Annotated in this window: 19 protein-coding genes and 1 riboswitch; all 19 genes read left to right on the top strand. The window is 69.7% G+C overall.

What is annotated here, in order from left to right; all coding sequences use genetic code 11:
* Positions 1 to 486 precede the first annotated feature (486 nt).
* Complete coding sequence (locus QTI17_RS05100) at positions 487 to 1,332, top strand: lytic transglycosylase domain-containing protein (protein WP_286531575.1); 846 nt, start codon at positions 487 to 489, stop codon at positions 1,330 to 1,332.
* 38 nt (positions 1,333 to 1,370) lie between these two features.
* Positions 1,371 to 1,498, top strand: a riboswitch (ZMP/ZTP riboswitch).
* A 41-nt stretch (positions 1,499 to 1,539) separates the two neighbouring features.
* Positions 1,540 to 2,784: a serine hydroxymethyltransferase gene (gene glyA, locus QTI17_RS05095; protein WP_286531574.1), complete on the top strand. Its 1,245-nt coding sequence runs from the start codon at positions 1,540 to 1,542 to the stop codon at positions 2,782 to 2,784.
* Between the two features lie 15 nt (positions 2,785 to 2,799).
* Positions 2,800 to 3,243, top strand: a complete 444-nt coding sequence (gene nrdR / locus QTI17_RS05090) for a transcriptional regulator NrdR (protein ID WP_286531573.1) — start codon at positions 2,800 to 2,802, stop codon at positions 3,241 to 3,243.
* A 140-nt stretch (positions 3,244 to 3,383) separates the two neighbouring features.
* Positions 3,384 to 3,941 (top strand): GspH/FimT family pseudopilin, encoded by a 558-nt coding sequence (locus QTI17_RS05085; protein WP_286531572.1) that lies wholly within the window; start codon positions 3,384 to 3,386, stop codon positions 3,939 to 3,941.
* Positions 3,935 to 4,489 (top strand): type IV pilus modification PilV family protein, encoded by a 555-nt coding sequence (locus tag QTI17_RS05080; RefSeq protein WP_286531571.1) that lies wholly within the window; start codon positions 3,935 to 3,937, stop codon positions 4,487 to 4,489. The genes QTI17_RS05085 and QTI17_RS05080 overlap by 7 nt, the downstream gene beginning before the upstream one ends.
* Positions 4,380 to 5,264, top strand: coding sequence for a prepilin-type N-terminal cleavage/methylation domain-containing protein (locus QTI17_RS05075; RefSeq protein ID WP_353506690.1), 885 nt, complete (start codon positions 4,380 to 4,382; stop codon positions 5,262 to 5,264). Before QTI17_RS05080 ends, QTI17_RS05075 begins: the two co-directional genes overlap by 110 nt.
* Positions 5,265 to 5,273: 9 nt before the next feature.
* On the top strand, positions 5,274 to 5,879 hold the full coding sequence (locus tag QTI17_RS05070) for a pilus assembly PilX family protein (protein WP_286531569.1): 606 nt from the start codon (positions 5,274 to 5,276) through the stop codon (positions 5,877 to 5,879).
* A 3-nt stretch (positions 5,880 to 5,882) separates the two neighbouring features.
* Entirely contained in the window at positions 5,883 to 8,048 is a 2,166-nt protein-coding gene (locus QTI17_RS05065) for a pilus assembly protein (protein ID WP_286531568.1), read from the top strand.
* Complete coding sequence (locus QTI17_RS05060) at positions 8,045 to 8,473, top strand: type IV pilin protein (RefSeq protein ID WP_286531567.1); 429 nt, start codon at positions 8,045 to 8,047, stop codon at positions 8,471 to 8,473. Before QTI17_RS05065 ends, QTI17_RS05060 begins: the two co-directional genes overlap by 4 nt.
* A gap of 17 nt (positions 8,474 to 8,490) precedes the next feature.
* Positions 8,491 to 9,636: a bifunctional diaminohydroxyphosphoribosylaminopyrimidine deaminase/5-amino-6-(5-phosphoribosylamino)uracil reductase RibD gene (gene ribD / locus QTI17_RS05055; RefSeq protein ID WP_503011020.1), complete on the top strand. Its 1,146-nt coding sequence runs from the start codon at positions 8,491 to 8,493 to the stop codon at positions 9,634 to 9,636.
* A 43-nt stretch (positions 9,637 to 9,679) separates the two neighbouring features.
* Positions 9,680 to 10,333: a riboflavin synthase gene (locus QTI17_RS05050; RefSeq protein WP_286531566.1), complete on the top strand. Its 654-nt coding sequence runs from the start codon at positions 9,680 to 9,682 to the stop codon at positions 10,331 to 10,333.
* Positions 10,330 to 11,490, top strand: coding sequence for a bifunctional 3,4-dihydroxy-2-butanone-4-phosphate synthase/GTP cyclohydrolase II (ribBA, locus tag QTI17_RS05045; protein ID WP_286531565.1), 1,161 nt, complete (start codon positions 10,330 to 10,332; stop codon positions 11,488 to 11,490). The genes QTI17_RS05050 and ribBA overlap by 4 nt, the downstream gene beginning before the upstream one ends.
* A complete protein-coding gene (gene ribH, locus QTI17_RS05040) occupies positions 11,490 to 11,954 on the top strand; it encodes a 6,7-dimethyl-8-ribityllumazine synthase (protein WP_286504149.1) in 465 nt (154 codons plus the stop codon). The genes ribBA and ribH overlap by 1 nt, the downstream gene beginning before the upstream one ends.
* Positions 11,951 to 12,484 carry a transcription antitermination factor NusB gene (gene nusB / locus QTI17_RS05035; RefSeq protein WP_286531564.1) on the top strand — a complete coding sequence of 178 codons (534 nt, stop codon included), beginning with the start codon at positions 11,951 to 11,953 and terminating at the stop codon, positions 12,482 to 12,484. The genes ribH and nusB overlap by 4 nt, the downstream gene beginning before the upstream one ends.
* Positions 12,481 to 13,680, top strand: a complete 1,200-nt coding sequence (locus QTI17_RS05030; protein WP_286531563.1) for a pyridoxal phosphate-dependent aminotransferase — start codon at positions 12,481 to 12,483, stop codon at positions 13,678 to 13,680. The genes nusB and QTI17_RS05030 overlap by 4 nt, the downstream gene beginning before the upstream one ends.
* A gap of 4 nt (positions 13,681 to 13,684) precedes the next feature.
* Positions 13,685 to 14,137 carry a tol-pal system-associated acyl-CoA thioesterase gene (ybgC, locus tag QTI17_RS05025; RefSeq protein WP_286531562.1) on the top strand — a complete coding sequence of 151 codons (453 nt, stop codon included), beginning with the start codon at positions 13,685 to 13,687 and terminating at the stop codon, positions 14,135 to 14,137.
* The gene (tolQ, locus tag QTI17_RS05020) at positions 14,134 to 14,847 is read left to right on the top strand and encodes a protein TolQ (RefSeq protein WP_286522575.1); all 714 of its coding nucleotides are present in this window, start codon (positions 14,134 to 14,136) and stop codon (positions 14,845 to 14,847) included. Before ybgC ends, tolQ begins: the two co-directional genes overlap by 4 nt.
* A gap of 14 nt (positions 14,848 to 14,861) precedes the next feature.
* Positions 14,862 to 15,299, top strand: coding sequence for an ExbD/TolR family protein (locus QTI17_RS05015; RefSeq protein ID WP_286522577.1), 438 nt, complete (start codon positions 14,862 to 14,864; stop codon positions 15,297 to 15,299).
* Positions 15,300 to 16,268 (top strand): cell envelope integrity protein TolA, encoded by a 969-nt coding sequence (gene tolA, locus QTI17_RS05010; protein ID WP_286531561.1) that lies wholly within the window; start codon positions 15,300 to 15,302, stop codon positions 16,266 to 16,268.
* Positions 16,269 to 16,301 lie beyond the last annotated feature (33 nt).

The following is a 16,301-nucleotide window of genomic DNA, read 5'->3' as shown; positions in this document are numbered from 1 at the left end:
CTTTTCGCTCGACCGGAAGTTCAATCGTTCCGGTCATGCTGGCAGCAAGGGATTGCCACCGTTGGGCCTCAGCCGCTGGGCCGTCGGATTTTGCTCGTCGGGCCACTGGACCTTGGTAGACGCCTGATAGCTCAGGCAAGTAGAGCCTATGCGCTATGCGGATGGATTGCAAATCGCGTTTTCAATGGATCTCGTGCAGCCGATTCGTGCACTATTTCATACATTTCTTTACATCGAAATTAGAATATCAGACCTATCTTATATTCTTGACCAGATATTTAGCGGTCCCTAGAATGCCAATCTTTCCCGAGCCCCCGAGTGGCCGGACTCTCCCAAATCCGCTGCCGGCATCTGCCGGCTTGATCAGGCGGCCGCGCTCTCTCCCTATTTTTCGCGCGGTCCTGATTCGTACCAATCCAAGCGCCGCTTCCTTTCTGCTCCGCCCCCGTGGCGCTGCGAACGGGTGCCGCACAGAAAGGAAGAGCGATGAAACAGGCGTTAGATGCCACAGCCCGCGGGCTACGGACCTTCGTGTCCGACGTGGTCGACGGCTTCTTCGAGATCACCCACAACAGCTTCGCCCTGCTCGGGCTGGCGACCGTGTTCGCCGTGCTGGCGCTGGCCGCCCGCCCGGACCTGCGGCAGACCGGCGAAGAGCAGCTGATGGGCTGGCTGCAATCGCGCAAGCCCGTGCCCGAGGCCGTCGAGGTCAGCGACCTGGAGCCCACTGCGATCGAGCGGACCACCGCCGCCAGCCCTCACGAACTGCCCAAGCAGCAGGCCGCGGTGGCCTACTGGCTCAGCAAGAAGTACCGGGTGGCGGCCGAGCCGTTGAGCGTGCTGGTCGCCGAGGCTTTCGACCTCGGCAAGAAAACCAAGCTCGACCCGACCCTGATCCTGGCGATCATGGCGGTCGAGTCCAGCTTCAATCCCTTCGCCCAGAGCCAGGTCGGCGCCCAGGGCCTGATGCAGGTCATGACCCGGGTCCACGGCGAGAAGTACGAAAGCGCCGGCGGAACCCTTACCGCCTTCGACCCGGTGACCAACATGCGCGTCGGCGTCAAGGTGCTGCAGGAATGCATCGCCCGCGCCGGCTCCCTCGAGGGCGGCCTGCGCTACTACGTCGGCGCCGCCAATCTGACCGAGGACGGCGGCTATGCCGGCAAGGTGCTGGCCGAGCACGAGCGGCTGCGCCAGGTGGTCGCCGGCCGCGCGCCGCCCACGACGACGCCGGCGCCGCGCGCCAATCCCGTCCAGGTCGTGGCGCCGCCGGCAGCGGCCAAGCCGGCCCAGCCCGATCCGCAGCAAGTCGCCCTGCTCGGCGATTCCTAGCCCTTCGGGCCGCGCCGGCGCCCGCTGTCGGCTACACTCGGCCGGCACGCGACTGGCGATAGGCGCAACCCTTTTCAGGTGCATTGCGCTGACGTGGACTACCACTGGGAAGCGTGCCGCCCGCGGTTCGTTTGCGGGTGATCAGCCGTTCGCCTGGGCAGCCCTTGTTTGGTTGAAGAACAAGGACCATCGTCTTGAAGGACTGCCATGTACCACCGCAACATCCTGGTCGAACAGACCGATCCTGAAATCTGGGCTGCCATCCAGGCCGAGAACGCCCGCCAGGAGCACCACATCGAGCTGATCGCGAGCGAAAACTACGCCTCGCCGGCCGTCATGGCCGCCCAGGGCTCGCAGCTCACCAACAAGTACGCCGAGGGCTATCCGGGCAAGCGCTATTACGGCGGCTGCGAGCACGTCGACGTGGCCGAGCAGCTGGCCATCGACCGCATCAAGCAGATCTTCGGCGCCGACGCCGCCAACGTGCAGCCGCATTGCGGCGCCTCGGCCAACGAGGCCGTGATGCTGGCCTTCCTGAAGCCCGGCGACACCATCATGGGCATGAGCCTGGCCGAAGGCGGCCACCTGACCCACGGCATGCCCCTCAACATGAGCGGCAAGTGGTTCAATGTCGTGAGCTACGGCCTGAACGCCGACGAAGCCATCGACTACGACGCCATGGAACGCAAGGCGCACGAGCACCTGCCCAAGCTGATCATCGCCGGCGCCTCGGCCTATTCGCTGCGGATCGACTTCGAGCGCTTCGCCAAGGTCGCCAAGGATGTCGGCGCCATCTTCATGGTCGACATCGCCCACTACGCCGGCCTGGTGGCAGCAGGCGTGTACCCGAACCCGGTGCCGCACGCGGACGTCGTCACCTCGACCACCCACAAGAGCCTGCGCGGCCCGCGCGGCGGCATCATCCTGATGAAGTCGCAGCACGAGAAGGCGATCAACAGCGCCATCTTCCCCGGCCTGCAGGGGGGCCCGCTGATGCACGTGATCGCGGCCAAGGCGGTGGCCTTCAAGGAAGCGCTGTCGCCCGAGTTCAAGGCCTACCAGCAGCAAGTCGTGACCAATGCACGGATCGTCGCCGAGACGCTGACCGAGCGCGGCCTGCGCATCGTCAGCGGCCGTACCGAAAGCCACGTGATGCTGGTCGACCTGCGCGCCAAGGGCATCACCGGCAAGGAAGCCGAAGCCGTGCTGGGCGCGGCCCACATGACGATCAACAAGAACGCGATCCCGAACGACCCCGAAAAGCCGATGGTCACCAGCGGCGTGCGCATCGGCACGCCGGCGATGACCACCCGCGGCTTCAAGGACGAGGAAGCGCGCGCCACCGCCAACCTGATCGCCGACGTGCTCGAGAACCCGCGCGACGCAGCGAACATCGATGCGGTGCGGGCCAAGGTGCACGCGCTCACCAGCCGCTTCCCGGTCTACAAATAACCGGCACGACAGCGCATGAAGTGCCCCTTCTGCGGTCATCTGGAGACCCAGGTCATGGAGACCCGGGTCTCGGAAGACGGCGACTTCGTGCGCCGCCGGCGCCAGTGCGGAGGCTGCGACAAGCGCTTCACCACCTACGAGCGGCCGGACGTCAACTTTCCGGTGGTGGTCAAGAAGGACGGCAGCCGGGCCGACTTCGACACCGCCAAGGTGCGGGCCTCGATGATGCTGGCGCTGCGCAAGCGGCCGGTCGGCATCGAACAGATCGACATCGCGCTGCTGCGCATCGAACAAGAGCTGCTGTCCAGCGGCTTGCGGGAGATCGAATCGACCAAGGTCGGCGAACTGGTCATGCGCGAGCTCAAGCGGCTCGACAAGGTGGCCTACGTGCGCTTCGCCTCGGTCTACCGCAGCTTCGAGGACGTGGACGAGTTCAGGCAGTTGCTCAGGGACATCTGAGTTCGCGGCGGGTCAGCTTGCCGGCAACTTCCTCCTGAATCGTCACGGCGGCGCAGCCAGCGACCGCTTGCGCGTGGGAGCGGCCCGGCAGGCGCCTCGACGCCACGGACGGTGCTTTGGCTTCTAGCATCCGGGCCGTCATGCCTACCTCCGCCCCGCTGTCCCGTTTCGCACCGATGTCCGGCTTCACGCTGGTCGAAGTGCTGGCGGTGCTCGCGATCGTCGCGATCCTGGTCGGGCTCGCAATGCCGGCCTTCGGCCGGACCCTCGAACGCTACCGCCTGCGGGCTGCCGAGGAAGGCCTGCGCGCCGCCCTCTACACGGCGCGCTCGGAGGCCATCCGGCGCGGCGGCGGTGTCACGCTGCGGCGGGCTTCGGGCGGCGGCTGCACACCGGCGAGCGAGCAGGACTGGAGCTGCGGCTGGACGCTGTTCGCCGACACCGACGGCAACGGGCGACACGACCCCGGCGAGGCCTTGATCCAGGCCTGGCCGGCGCCCCGCGGCGTCGAGGCGACGGTCAGCGTGGCCGCCCCTTCGACCTACCTGAACCTCAACCGCTCGGGCCGCTTTCACAACCTGGGCGCCTTTCGCTTCACGCTGAGGCCCGAGCGCAGCAGCGACGACAAGGCCGCGCGCGTCATGTGCATGTCTTCCGCCGGCCGGCTGCAGACCCTTCACGGTACCGACAGATGCTGAACCGCGCCGGCCGCCCGCACCTGCAGCAGGGCATCACACTGCTCGAATCGCTGGTCTCGCTGACCCTGCTGGCCTTAGTCGCCTTCGGCCTGCTCGGCGTGCAGCTTCGCGCCCTGGCCGATGCCCGAACCACCGCTCATCGCGCCCAGGCGATCCGCCTGATCGAGGACCTGGGCGAGCGCATCCGCGCCCACCCCGTCGGAATGAGCCCCTTGCCCGCCGAGGCCACCCAGTGGGAACTGCCGGCGCCGTCGCCAGCCTGCCGCGACACCGCATGCGACGCCGCCACGCTCGCGCGCCGAGACATCCTCAGCTGGAAACAGGCCATTGCGGCCACCCTGCCCCAGGGCCGCGGCATGGCGTTCGAGACGACCGCCGATCCGCCGCCCATGCAGGCGCGGACGCTGGGCGTGATGGTCGCTTGGCGCGCCAGCGCGCATGCGGGGTCCGAAGCGGCGCTCGACGCCCCGTTCGAGGTCGGTCCCCTTGTGGCGGGCGTGCGCTGCCCCGCCGGGCTTCTTTGTCATCTGGCCCATGTCACTCCCTGATCCCCATGCAGGCCCGCGCCGCCGGCAATGCGGCTTGAGCCTGGTCGAACTACTGGCCGGCATGGCGGTCGGCCTGCTCGTGATCGCCACGGCGTTCTCCACGCTGCTGCTGACGCGCAGCGCGGCCGCCAGCATCGGCGACCTGAGCCAGCTGCAGCAGCAGGGCTCGCATGCGCTGCAGGTCATCGGCCAGCATTTGCGCCAGGCGAGCACGCTGGAGCCCTGGCGCGACGAAGCCACTGGGCTTCACACCTTCGGAGCCGAGCCCGCGGGGCCTGACGAAGCCGCGCCTTCCGTCGCCGGCACCGAAGGCGCGGGTGGCCGGCCCGACAGCGTATCGATCGGCTACGCGCGAGGCCGCTGGCCCGCGGGCAGCGGCTCGCCAAGGAACTGGGCCCAATACGACTGCAACGGGACCAATGTCGACAACCAGGAACAGGAGCAGGTCCGCGCCGCCTTTTCGCTCGACGCCAAGGGACAATTGATGTGCCGCGGCATGAAGACCTCGCAGCCCGTGATCGGCAACGTCGCCGATTTCCAGGTCGACTACCGGGTCGACAGCGGCGCCGGCATCCGGCACATGGACGCCAGCGCCGTCCAGGCTGCGAATCTGTGGCCCTCCGTGACGGCGATCGAGATCTGCCTCGACTTGGCGGGCGACGAGCAGGGCCCGGAGGCCACCGGGTCCTACCGCGGCTGCGCCGGCGACGACAGACCGCACAGCGGCCGAACGCACCTGGTCTTTCGCAACCTCTTCCACCTGCGGACCCGGTAGGGCCGACGCATGATCGCCACGCCCATCGCACGATCGCAAGCCGGCTTCTCGCTGCCAGTCGTGATGGTCACGGCCCTGCTGGCCACGCTGCTGGTGCTCACGGCCTCGCGCACGGCGCTGCTGGACGAGGCGGCGACCGGCAACGAGAGCGACTACCAGCGCGCGCTCGAGGGGGCGCAGGCGCTCCTTCGCGAGGCCGAATCCGAGATCCAGCGCGAGGATTCGAGCTTGCCCGCGGCGGCTTCGAAGGACCGGCACGCCTACCCTCGAAGCCGTGCCGAACTGATCGCCCTGCAGGCCCGGCTCGGCACGTCCACCCCTTCGTGCGCCGCAGGCCTTTGCATCCCCGACCGGATTCCGCCGCGCTTCTGGGGCGATCGGGCGGCGCTCGAGGCCATGAAGAAGGTCGCGGTTTCACGGACTCAGGGCTGGTACTGGGTCGAACTGCTGCACTACGACACCTCGGCGGCGACGGCGGGCGGCGAGGCCGAGCGGCTGGCCCCCGATGCAGACCAGCCGTACATCTACCGGGTCACTGCGGTGGGCAGGGGACGCAAGCCAGCGACGCAAGCCGTGATCCAGAGCACGCTGGTGCGCAAGAAGACGAGGTCCTGAGCCATGAGACGGGTACTTGTGAAGCGGGCCTCGGCCCTCGCCACGGCCATCGGGGCCGCCGCCGCGACCGCAGAGGTACTCGACGCGCCACCGGGCTCGCCGCCAACGCAGCGGACCACGGCGCACCTGAGCTCGCTGGCCGCCAGTGCGCGCTCGGACCGCCATGCGGCTGCGCTGTTCGCGGCCGGCTACGACACCGCCGGCTGGACCGGATCGGTCACCGGCTACGCGCTCCGGCACGGCAGACCCACACCGGATGCGCGCGGACTGTGGGGTGATCTGCCCGCGACCGTCGCCACCGAAGCCGAGCCCGCCCGCCCCGCGCGGCCCCGCTCGACCGCCTCCGTCATGGACGCCCACGGCGACGACTGGCCGGCGGCCCGCGTCGTGCTTTCGGCCCGCAGCACCGGCAGCGGCGCGCCCGCCGTCGGCATTCCCTGGGAATGGACTTCGCTGTCCCCGGCGCAGCAGTCGGCGCTCATGGACCCAGAAGATGGCGCATCGGACCGTGCCGCTGCGGAGGCGAACGCCAAGGACCGCCTGGCCTACCTGCGCGGCGACCGCGCCAAGGAGCAAGGCGGCAATCCGGGCGGGCCGCTGCGGCGCCGCACCTCCCGCCATGGCGAGATCGTGAATTCCAGGCTCTGGCACCAGCCGGCGCCGGCCGCGGCGTACTCGGCCGAAGACCACGCCGGCTTCCGCCGCGCCCTCGCCGCGCGCCCGCCGATGCTCTACGTGGGCGCCGGCGACGGCATGCTGCACGGCTTCGACGCCAGCACCGGCGAGGAAAGAATCGCCTACGTCCCCGAAGGCCTGCACGCCCGGCTGGCCCGACTCACCCGTCCGGACTGGCGGCCGGCGCCTTTGGTCGACGGCTCGCCCCTGGTCGGCGACCTGTATCTGGGCGCGCCGGGCACGCGCGATCCCGGCGGCTGGCGAAGCTACCTCGCCGGCTTCCTCGGCGCCGGCGGCAGGGGCTACTTCGTGCTCGACGTCACCGACCCGGCCGCGTTCGATCGAGCCAGCGCCGAACGCATGGTCGTGCTGGATCGCAGCGCGCCCGCGAGCCTGGACGACGACATCGGCGAGATCATGGGCGAGCCAGCGACCGAAGCCGGCGATCCTTCGATCAGCCGCCAGATCACCCCGATGAACGACGGCCGCTGGGCGCTGGTGATCGGCAATGGCGAGCGCAGCGCCAGCGGCACCGCGGTGCTGCTGGTCCAGTACCTCGACCGCAAGCGCGAACTGCTCGGCATCACTGCCGCCCCCGGCCCCGGCAACGGGCTCGGCGTGCCGCGGCTGATCGATCTCGATGGCAACGGCACGGCCGATGTCGCCTACGCGGGCGACCTGCTCGGCAACCTGTGGAAGTTCGACCTCCGCGCGGCAAGCGCGGGAAGCTGGAAGACCGCGTTCGACGGCGCTCCGCTGTTCGTGGCGCGCGACGCGTCCGCGGCAGCCATGCGCCAGCCGATCACCGCAGCGCCGGTCTGGAAGGCCCATCCGCAGGGCGGTCTGATCGTGGCCTTCGGCACCGGCCGTCGAAACGCGCCCGCCGACGGGCCGGGCCTCCAGGGACAGACGATCTACGGGGTCCACGACGACACGCCGATCCTGCGCCAGGGCACGGCCGGCCCGGCCGGCGAGCCGACACCGCGCTTCGGCGCCGGCCGGGGGCCCGTCGCCAACGGTCGCACGGGCCTGGTCGCCCAGAGCGTGCAGCTGGACGGCGCCCACGGCGCCGGCACCGTGTCATCGCAGCCGGTGCCGTACGCCGGCAGCGAAGCGCGGCGTGGCTGGTTCCTCGACCTGCCGCTGCCGGGCGAGCGCGTGCTGCAGAACCCGGGCTGGTTCGAGGGCGACCTGATCGATGTCTGGAGCCAGCTGCCTGCGCCCGGCAGCCGCCTCGACCTGCCGCCAACGCCCGCCAGGCGCTTTCGCACCACGCTCGACATCCTCAACGGCTCGGCGCCCCGGTCGACGCTCTACGCCCACCTGCCGGCCGCCATCGGCGGCCAGCCTTCGCGGCTGGAAGCCGGCCTCGGCATCGGGATCCGGGGCGACCGGCTCGAGAAATCGATCTCCGCGCCCGGCCAGCCGGTGGCGCCGCCGATGCAGCGCCTGGGGAGCATCCTGCTTCGCCCGGGTTGGCGGCAACTGCAATGACGCGCCGCTGCCAGCCCGGCTTCACGCTGATCGAATTGCTGGTGGTGGTGGCGCTGGTCGCCATCCTGACGGCGCTGGCACTGCCCAGCTACCAGGCCCATGTGCAGCGCGCTCTGCGCGCGGAGGCCCGCGCCGGGCTGCTGCAGGCGGCACACTGGCTCGAGCGCGCCGCGACCGCCACCGGCCACTACCCAGGCGACCCCGCGGAGTTTCCCGAAGGCCTGCGGGCCGTCCCTTCGGGCAACTACCGGATCGTCTTCGAGCCCGCCGACGCCCAGGGCAGCGGCTACACTTTGACCGCACTTCCCCTGGGCACCCAAGCCGGCGACCGGTGCGGCGGCTACACACTCGACCATGCCGGTGTGCGCGGGCTCGCCGCCGTCGGCGCTGCGGACGAACTCCAGGCGGAATGCTGGAACCGCTGAAAACACCTCTCCTTCGCATGACCCCGACGCCTGCCCCGAGCTCGCCATTGACCGCCGACGAAGCGATGCGGCTGGCCCTGTCGCTGGCCCGTGCGGCCAGCACCACGGCGCCTCCGAATCCGGCGGTCGGCTGCGTCATCGTCGCGCCCGACGGCCGGACGATCGGCAGCGGACACACCCAGCGCACCGGCGGCCCGCACGCCGAAGTGATGGCCCTGCGCGATGCCGCGGCGCGCGGCGCCTCGACGGCCGGCGCGACCGCGTTCGTCACACTCGAACCCTGCGCCCACCACGGGCGCACCGGCCCCTGCTGCGATGCGCTGGCGCAGGCCGGCATCGGCAAGGTCGTCGCCTCGCTCGCCGACCCGAATCCGCTGGTCGCTGGCCAGGGCTTCGAGCGCCTGCGCGCTGCCGGCGTCGAGGTCGAAGTCGGGCCGCTGGCGATGGAGGCGCGCGAACTCAACCTCGGCTTCTTCAGCCGGATGGTCCGCCAGAGCCCCTGGGTCCGGCTCAAGGCCGCGGCCTCGATCGACGGCAAGACCGCGCTCGAGAACGGCACCAGCCAGTGGATCACGGGCGAGCGGGCCCGCGCCGACGGCCACGCCTGGCGCGCCCGCGCCGGCGCCATCCTGACCGGCGTCGGCACCGTGATCGAGGACGACCCGCGACTCGACGTCCGGCTGGTCGAGACCGTGCGCCAGCCGCCGCTGGTGATCGTCGACAGCCGCCTGCAGACCCCGCCCGACGCCCGGCTGTTCGAAGTCGGGCGCCCGGTCTGGATCTACGCCGCCGCGCGCGACGAGGCCAAGGCCCTGGCGCTCGAAGCCCGCGGCGCCACCATCGGTTGCCTGGCCAATGCGGACGGCAAGGTCGACCTGGCCGCCCTGCTCGCCGACCTGGCCCGGCGCGAAGTCAACGAACTGCATGTCGAGGCCGGCCACAAGCTCAACGGTTCGCTGATGCGCGAAGGCCTGGTCGACGAGATCCTGCTGTACCTGGCGCCGAAGTTCATCGGCGACGGCCTGGGCATCGCCAGCCGGCCCCATGCGGGCGGCCCGCTGACGGCGCTGGGCGAGGCCCTGGCGCTCGAATTCCGGTCGTTCGAGGCGATCGGGCCCGACCTGCGGATCGTCGCCCGCGTCGCCGGCCGGGACAAGTTTTAGGCTGCGGGCCGGGCAGCCCCCGCATCTCTGCGAAAATGCGGCGATGTTCACCGGAATCATCACCGGCGTGGGGCGCATCGCCGCCGTCCACGACCTCGGCAGTTCTTCCTCCCACGGCAAGCGTCTCAGCATTGCGGTGCCCGACGGCTATCTTGACGACGTGGGGCTCGGCGACAGCATCGCGCTCAACGGCGCCTGCATGACCGTCACCACCCTCGACCCGGCGCAAAAGCTGTTCACCATCGACATCTCGGCCGAATCGCTGGCCAAGACCGCAGGCCTGTCGGAAGCGCAGACACGGGTCAACCTCGAGAAGGCGCTGCGTGCCAGCGACCGGCTGGGCGGCCACATCGTTTCCGGCCATGTCGACGGCATCGGCACGGTGCGCCGTTTCGAACCCGTCGGCGAAAGCTGGGAGCTGCGCGTGCTGGCGCCGCCGGCGCTGGCCCGCTTCCTGGCCTACAAGGGCTCGATCACGATCAACGGCGTCAGCCTCACCGTCAACAGCGTGAACGACGTCACCGACGGCAGCGAGGTCAGCATCAACCTGATCCCGCACACGGTCGAGAACACCGCGCTCGGCGGCCTCACGGCAGGCAGCCAGGTCAACCTCGAGATCGACACCGTCGCCCGCTACGTGGAGCGCATGCTCCAGGCCGGCGCCATCCAACCACCCACCCAAGACAAGCTCCCATGAATGCATCCGTCACGCCGATCGGCGCCCCGCGCAGCGGCCGTGCGCCCGCACCGATCTCCCCGGTCGAAGACATCGTGGCCGAGCTGCGCGCCGGCCGCATGGTGATCCTGGTCGACGAGGAAGACCGCGAGAACGAAGGCGACATCGTGCTGGCCGCCGACCACGTCACGCCCGAGGCGATCAATTTCATGGCCCGTCATGCGCGCGGCCTGATCTGCCTCACTCTCTCGCGCGAAATGTGCGAGCGGCTGCAGCTGCCGCCGATGGTGGCGCGCAACGGCGCCAAGCACTCGACAGCGTTCACGGTCTCGATCGAGGCCGCCGAGGGCGTCACCACCGGCATCTCGGCCGCCGACCGTTCGCGCACCGTTCAGGCCGCGGTGGCACCCAACGCCGTTGCCGCCGACCTGGTCCAGCCCGGCCACATCTTCCCGCTACAGGCGGTCGACGGCGGCGTGCTGATGCGCGCCGGCCATACCGAAGCCGGCTGCGACCTGGCGGCCATGGCCGGCTGCTCGCCGGCCTCGGTGATCTGCGAGGTGATGAACGAAGACGGCACGATGGCGCGCCTGCCCGACCTGCAGCTGTTCGCGGCCGAACACGACATCAAGATCGGCACCATCGCCGCCCTGATCGAGCACCGCAGCCGCACCGAGACCCTGGTCGAGAAGGTCGGCTGCCGCGAGATCCAGACCGCCTGGGGCCCGTTCACCGCCCACGCCTTCAAGGACAAGCCCAGCAACGGCGTGCACCTGGCGCTGGTGCGCGGCAAGTGGGATGCCGGCGACACGGTCGACGTGCGCGTGCACGAGCCGCTGTCGGTGCTCGATGCGCTCGAACTCAACCGCGCACTGCATTCCTGGAGCCTCGACGCCAGCCTGGCGCATCTCGCGGCCCAGGGCAAGGGCGTGGCGGTGCTGCTGAACTGCGGCGAGACCGGCGCCGAGCTGCTGTCGCAGTTCGACGGCACGGCGCGGCCGGCGCAGGCGCCCGAGCGCGGCCGCATGGACCTGCGCAGCTACGGCATCGGCGCCCAGATCCTGCGCGAGTGCGGCGTCCACAAGATGAACCTGCTCGGCACGCCGCGCCGCATGCCGAGCATGGCCGCAGGCTATGGGCTAGAGATCGCCGGCTACATCACGAAAGACGAACACTGATGCAACACGCGAACAAGGGCGCCGACGTCGCGCTCGACGGCAAGGGCCTCCGCATCGGGATCGTGCAGGCGCGATTCAACGAAGACATCACGGACGCATTGGCCAAGGCCTGCCGCGATGAACTCGCGGCGCTCGGCGTCGCCGACGACGACATCGAGCACGTGAGCGTGCCTGGCGCGCTCGAAGTCCCGGTGGCGCTGCAGGCGCTGGCCGAGCGCGAGCGCTACGACGCCCTGGTGGCGCTGGGCTGCATCATTCGCGGCGAGACCTACCACTTCGAACTGGTGGCCAACGAGTCCGGCGCCAGCGTGAGCCGGCTGGCGCTCGACTACCGAATCCCGATCGCCAACGCGATCCTGACCACCGAGAACCTCGAACAAGCCGTGGCGCGACAGACCGACAAGGGCCGCGACGCCGCACGCGTGGCGGTCGAGATGGCGCAGCTGCTCGCCACCCTTTCATGACCGAAGACACCAAATCATCCAGCGGCAAGCCGCGCCAGACCCGCACCGGGCTCACCAGCACCGGGGCGCGCAAGGCCGCCGCCAAGTCGAACCGCAGCCGGGCCCGCGAGTTCGCCTTGCAGGCCCTCTACCAGCACCTCGTGGGGCGCAACGACGCCGCCTCCATCGACCAGTTCACACGTGACCTGGCCGGCTTCCACAAGGCCGACGCGGCGCACTACGACGCGCTGCTGCATGGATCGATCGAAAACGCCGACGAGCTCGACGCCCTGATCGTGCCCTTGCTCGACCGCAAGCTGGAGGAGATCTCGCCGATCGAGCATGGCGTGATGTGGATCGGCGTCTACGAGTTCCAGCATTGCCTCGACGTGCCCTGGCGCGTGGTGCTCAACGAGTGCATCGAGCTGGCCAAGGAATTCGGCGGCACCGACGGCCACAAGTACGTCAACGCGGTGCTCAATGGCCTGGCACCGAAGCTGCGCCCGGACGAGGTCGAGGCCGACCGGTTGAGCGGCAAGGCCAAGCCATGAGGATTTCGCAGCGGGCCGAACGGATCGAGCCGTTCTACGTCATGGAGGTCGCGAAGGCGGCGTCGAAGCTGGCGCGGGAAGTCGCCCACACCGACCGGCCGATGATCTTCCTGAACATCGGCGAGCCCGACTTCACGGCGCCGCCGCTGGTGCAGGAAGCCGCCTCTCGCGCCGTGCGTGCCGGCGCCACGCAGTACACCCAGGCCACCGGCCTCGATCACCTGCGCGAACGCATCAGCGGCTGGTACGCCGAGCGCTTCAAGGTCGACGTGCCGGCCCGCCGCATCGTCATCACGGCCGGTGCCTCGGCCGCGCTGCAACTGGCTTGCCTGGCACTCATCGAGGCCGGCGACGAGATGCTGCTGCCCGACCCCAGCTATCCCTGCAACCGCCACTTCGTGACCGCGGCCGACGGCCGCGCCGTGCTGGTGCCGACCACCGCGGCCGAGCGCTTCCAGCTCAGCGCCGCCAAGGTCGAGGCGGCCTGGACCGAGCGCACCCGCGGCGTGCTGCTGGCCTCGCCGTCGAACCCGACCGGCACCTCGATCGCGCCCGGCGAACTGCGCCGCATCCACGAGGTCGTGAGCGCGCGCGGCGGGATCACGCTGATCGACGAGATCTATCTCGGCCTGTCGTACGACGACCAGTTCGGACAGACCGCGCTGGCGATCGACGACCAGGTCATCAGCATCAACAGCTTCAGCAAGTACTTCAACATGACCGGCTGGCGGCTCGGCTGGCTGGTGGTGCCCGATGCCCTGGTGCCGGCGGTCGAACGCCTGGCGCAAAACCTGTTCATCTGCGCCAGCACGGTGTCGCAATACGCGGCGCTGGCCTGCTTCGAGGCCGACAGCATCGCCGAGTACGAGCGCCGCCGGGCCGAGTTCAAGGCCCGTCGTGACTGGTTCATCCCGCAGCTGAATGCGCTGGGGCTCAAGGTGCCGGTGATGCCCGACGGCGCCTTCTACGCCTGGGCCGACTGCTCCTCGTTGGCCGAGAAGCTCGGCATCGACGGCAGCTGGGATTTCGCCTTCGAGGCGATGAAGCAAGCCCACGTCGCGGTCACGCCCGGACGCGACTTCGGCAGTGCCGAGACCGGACGCTTCATCCGCTTCTCGACCGCCAGCTCGATGGCGCACCTCGAGGAGTCGGTGGCCCGCCTGCGCGCCTGGGCCGGCGCCGCCGTTGCCGCCTGACCGAATGAGCTTTGCGCTGCCCATTCGCGTCTACTGGGAGGACACCGATGCCGGCGGCATCGTGTTCTATGCCAACTACCTGAAGTTCATGGAGCGCGCCCGCACCGAGTGGCTGCGCTCCATGGGCATCGCCCAGCGCCAGTTGCGCGAGGACACGGGCGGCATCTTCGTGGTCAGCGAAACCCAGCTGAAGTACCACCGCCCGGCCCGGCTCGACGATGAACTGCTGGTTACAGCCGAGCTGCGCCAGATCGGCTCGGCGTCCCTGATAATCGCCCAGCGCGTGCTATCAAATTCAGAGCAAAGCGCAGCATCGGGCCCGGCCCTGCTGTGCGAAGGCACGATCCGCATCGGCTGGGTCGATGCGGCCAGCCTGCGACCCGCACGCATCCCGCGCCAAGTTTCGGGAACCCTCGAGCGCTTCGCCGGCTCCATGTCTCAACCTCTCAAGCCATGAATCAACAAGACCTGTCGATACTCTCCCTCCTGCTCCACGCCAGCCTGCCGGTGCAGCTCGTGGTGCTGCTGCTGATCGTGGTGTCCGTCGCCAGCTGGGCGGCGATCTTCCGCAAGTACTTCGCGCTCAAGCGCACCCGCTCGCTCAACGAAGACTTCGAGCGCGACTTCTGGTCCGGCACCAGCCTCAACGAGCTGTTCTCGTCGGCGGCCCAGAACGCCAAGTTCGCCGGCCCGATGGAGCGCATCTTCGCCTCCGGCATGCGCGAATATCAAAAGCTGCGCGAACGCCACGTGTCCGACACCGGCACCCTGCTCGACGGCTCGCGCCGCGCCATGCGGGCCAGCTACCAGCGCGAACTCGACGCGGTCGAGCAGAACCTGTCCTTCCTGGCCACGGTCGGTTCGGTCTCGCCCTATGTCGGCCTGTTCGGTACGGTCTGGGGGATCATGCATGCCTTCACCGGCCTGGCCGCGCTGGCCCAGGTGACACTTTCCACCGTTGCGCCCGGCATCGCCGAGGCGCTGGTCGCCACCGCGATCGGCCTGTTCGCCGCGATTCCCGCCGTGGTCGCCTACAACCGCTTCGCCCGCGAGATCGACAAGATCGCGATCGCGCTCGAGACCTTCATCGAAGAGTTCTCGAACATCCTGCAGCGCAACCTCACGGCCCACGTGAATCCGGCGTCGGTGACCCCGGCCGGCCGCTGAACGGAGCCCGCACCATGCCCGCCATGTCCTCCCGCGGCCGCGGCCGCCGCACGATCAACGAGATCAACATGGTCCCGTTCATCGACGTGATGCTGGTGCTGCTGATCATCTTCATGGTCACGGCGCCGCTGATCACGCCGAGCGTGATCAACCTGCCGAGCGTCGACAAGGCCAACAAGCAACCCGACCGCCCGATCGAGATCGTGATCAAGAGCGACGACGAGGTGCAGATCAAGAAGGACCCGTCGACCGGCAGCGGCGGCAGCTCGATCCCGATGACGCAGATCGGCGCGGCCGCCAAGCAGGCCCAAGGCGGCGATGCCGAGCGGCCGGTGGTGATCAGCGCCGACAAGACCGTCAAGTACGAGACCGTCGTGAAGGCCATGAACCAGCTCAAGCGCAGCGGCATCGAGCGGGTCGGGCTGTCGGTCCAAACCACGGGCGCCAGGTAAGTGTCGCTCGCCGCCGACCGCCCCGAATTCGCGCCGCCGCCGCAGCGCGGCACGCCGCGCGCGGTGGCGCTGGCCCTGGTCGCCCATGCGCTGCTGATCGCCGCCCTGACCTGGGGCGTGAACTGGCGCCGCGAGGCCGAGAACGACGCCGTCGAGGCCGAACTGTGGTCGACGACGGTGCAGCAGGCCGCGCCGCGCGCCGTGGCACCGGTGCCGGTGCCGCCGGCCCCGACGCCGACCCCGGCCCCACCGCCGCCCCCTCCTCCGCCGCCACCGCCCCAGGCGGTTCGACCGCCCGAGCCGACGCCCGCGCCGAAGGCGCCCGACATCGCCCTCGAACGCGAGAAGAAGCAGAAGGAACTGAAGGAGCAGAAGGAGCGCGAACTCGAGCAGCAGGCCCAGCAGCAGAAGAAGCTCGAGGCCCAGAAGAAGGCGGCGCAGGAAAAGCGCGAGGCCGAGGCACGCGAGCGCGCCGAGGACGAGGCCGAGCGCAAGAAGGAAGAGCAGAAGAAGCTCGCCGAGCAGAAGCGCAAGGAGGCCGAGGCCGCCAAGCAGGCCGAAGCCGCGAAGAAAAAGGAAGCCGAGGCCAAGCAGACTGCGCAGGCGGCCGCCGATCGGGCGGCCACGCTCAAGCGGATGCAGGCGATGGCCGGTTCGGGCGGAGAAGGCGCTGCCGCGAAGTCGTCGGGCCCGTCGGGCAGCTACGGCGGCAAGGTCGCCGCCGCGGTGCGGCCGAACGTCGTGTTCCCCGACGCCGATCTGGTGAGCGGTAATCCGGGCGCCGAGTTCGACGTCCGGCTGGCACCCGACGGCACCATCGTCGGCACACCGCAGCTGGTCAAGACCAGCGGCCTGCCGAACTGGGACGACGCCGCCCTGCGCGCCTTGCAGAAAACCGAGAAGCTGCCGCGCGACATCGACGGCACCGTGCCCGCGCGGTTGATCGTGACGCTGCGGCCGAAGCGCTGAGCCGGCCCGAGTTCTATGCCTTATGCCCTGCGC

It is taken from the genome of Variovorax sp. J31P179 (assembly GCF_030316985.1).
Classification (GTDB): Bacteria; Pseudomonadota; Gammaproteobacteria; order Burkholderiales; family Burkholderiaceae_C; genus Variovorax; species Variovorax ginsengisoli_B.
Note: the sequence above shows the minus strand (reverse complement) of the source record. Positions and strands in the feature narration are given on the sequence as shown.

Coding starts and splice junctions, on each gene's coding strand:
- QTI17_RS05050 (WP_286531566.1), top strand. CDS start 9,680: ATGTTCACCGGAATCATCACCGGCGTGGGGCGCATCGCCGCCGTCCAC.
- ribD (WP_503011020.1), top strand. CDS start 8,491: ATGACCCCGACGCCTGCCCCGAGCTCGCCATTGACCGCCGACGAAGCG.
- ribBA (WP_286531565.1), top strand. CDS start 10,330: ATGAATGCATCCGTCACGCCGATCGGCGCCCCGCGCAGCGGCCGTGCG.
- glyA (WP_286531574.1), top strand. CDS start 1,540: ATGTACCACCGCAACATCCTGGTCGAACAGACCGATCCTGAAATCTGG.
- ribH (WP_286504149.1), top strand. CDS start 11,490: ATGCAACACGCGAACAAGGGCGCCGACGTCGCGCTCGACGGCAAGGGC.
- nrdR (WP_286531573.1), top strand. CDS start 2,800: ATGAAGTGCCCCTTCTGCGGTCATCTGGAGACCCAGGTCATGGAGACC.
- QTI17_RS05030 (WP_286531563.1), top strand. CDS start 12,481: ATGAGGATTTCGCAGCGGGCCGAACGGATCGAGCCGTTCTACGTCATG.
- QTI17_RS05080 (WP_286531571.1), top strand. CDS start 3,935: ATGCTGAACCGCGCCGGCCGCCCGCACCTGCAGCAGGGCATCACACTG.
- QTI17_RS05060 (WP_286531567.1), top strand. CDS start 8,045: ATGACGCGCCGCTGCCAGCCCGGCTTCACGCTGATCGAATTGCTGGTG.
- QTI17_RS05085 (WP_286531572.1), top strand. CDS start 3,384: ATGCCTACCTCCGCCCCGCTGTCCCGTTTCGCACCGATGTCCGGCTTC.
- QTI17_RS05065 (WP_286531568.1), top strand. CDS start 5,883: ATGAGACGGGTACTTGTGAAGCGGGCCTCGGCCCTCGCCACGGCCATC.
- tolQ (WP_286522575.1), top strand. CDS start 14,134: ATGAATCAACAAGACCTGTCGATACTCTCCCTCCTGCTCCACGCCAGC.
- QTI17_RS05070 (WP_286531569.1), top strand. CDS start 5,274: ATGATCGCCACGCCCATCGCACGATCGCAAGCCGGCTTCTCGCTGCCA.
- ybgC (WP_286531562.1), top strand. CDS start 13,685: ATGAGCTTTGCGCTGCCCATTCGCGTCTACTGGGAGGACACCGATGCC.
- QTI17_RS05075 (WP_353506690.1), top strand. CDS start 4,380: ATGCGGGGTCCGAAGCGGCGCTCGACGCCCCGTTCGAGGTCGGTCCCC.
- QTI17_RS05100 (WP_286531575.1), top strand. CDS start 487: ATGAAACAGGCGTTAGATGCCACAGCCCGCGGGCTACGGACCTTCGTG.
- nusB (WP_286531564.1), top strand. CDS start 11,951: ATGACCGAAGACACCAAATCATCCAGCGGCAAGCCGCGCCAGACCCGC.
- QTI17_RS05015 (WP_286522577.1), top strand. CDS start 14,862: ATGCCCGCCATGTCCTCCCGCGGCCGCGGCCGCCGCACGATCAACGAG.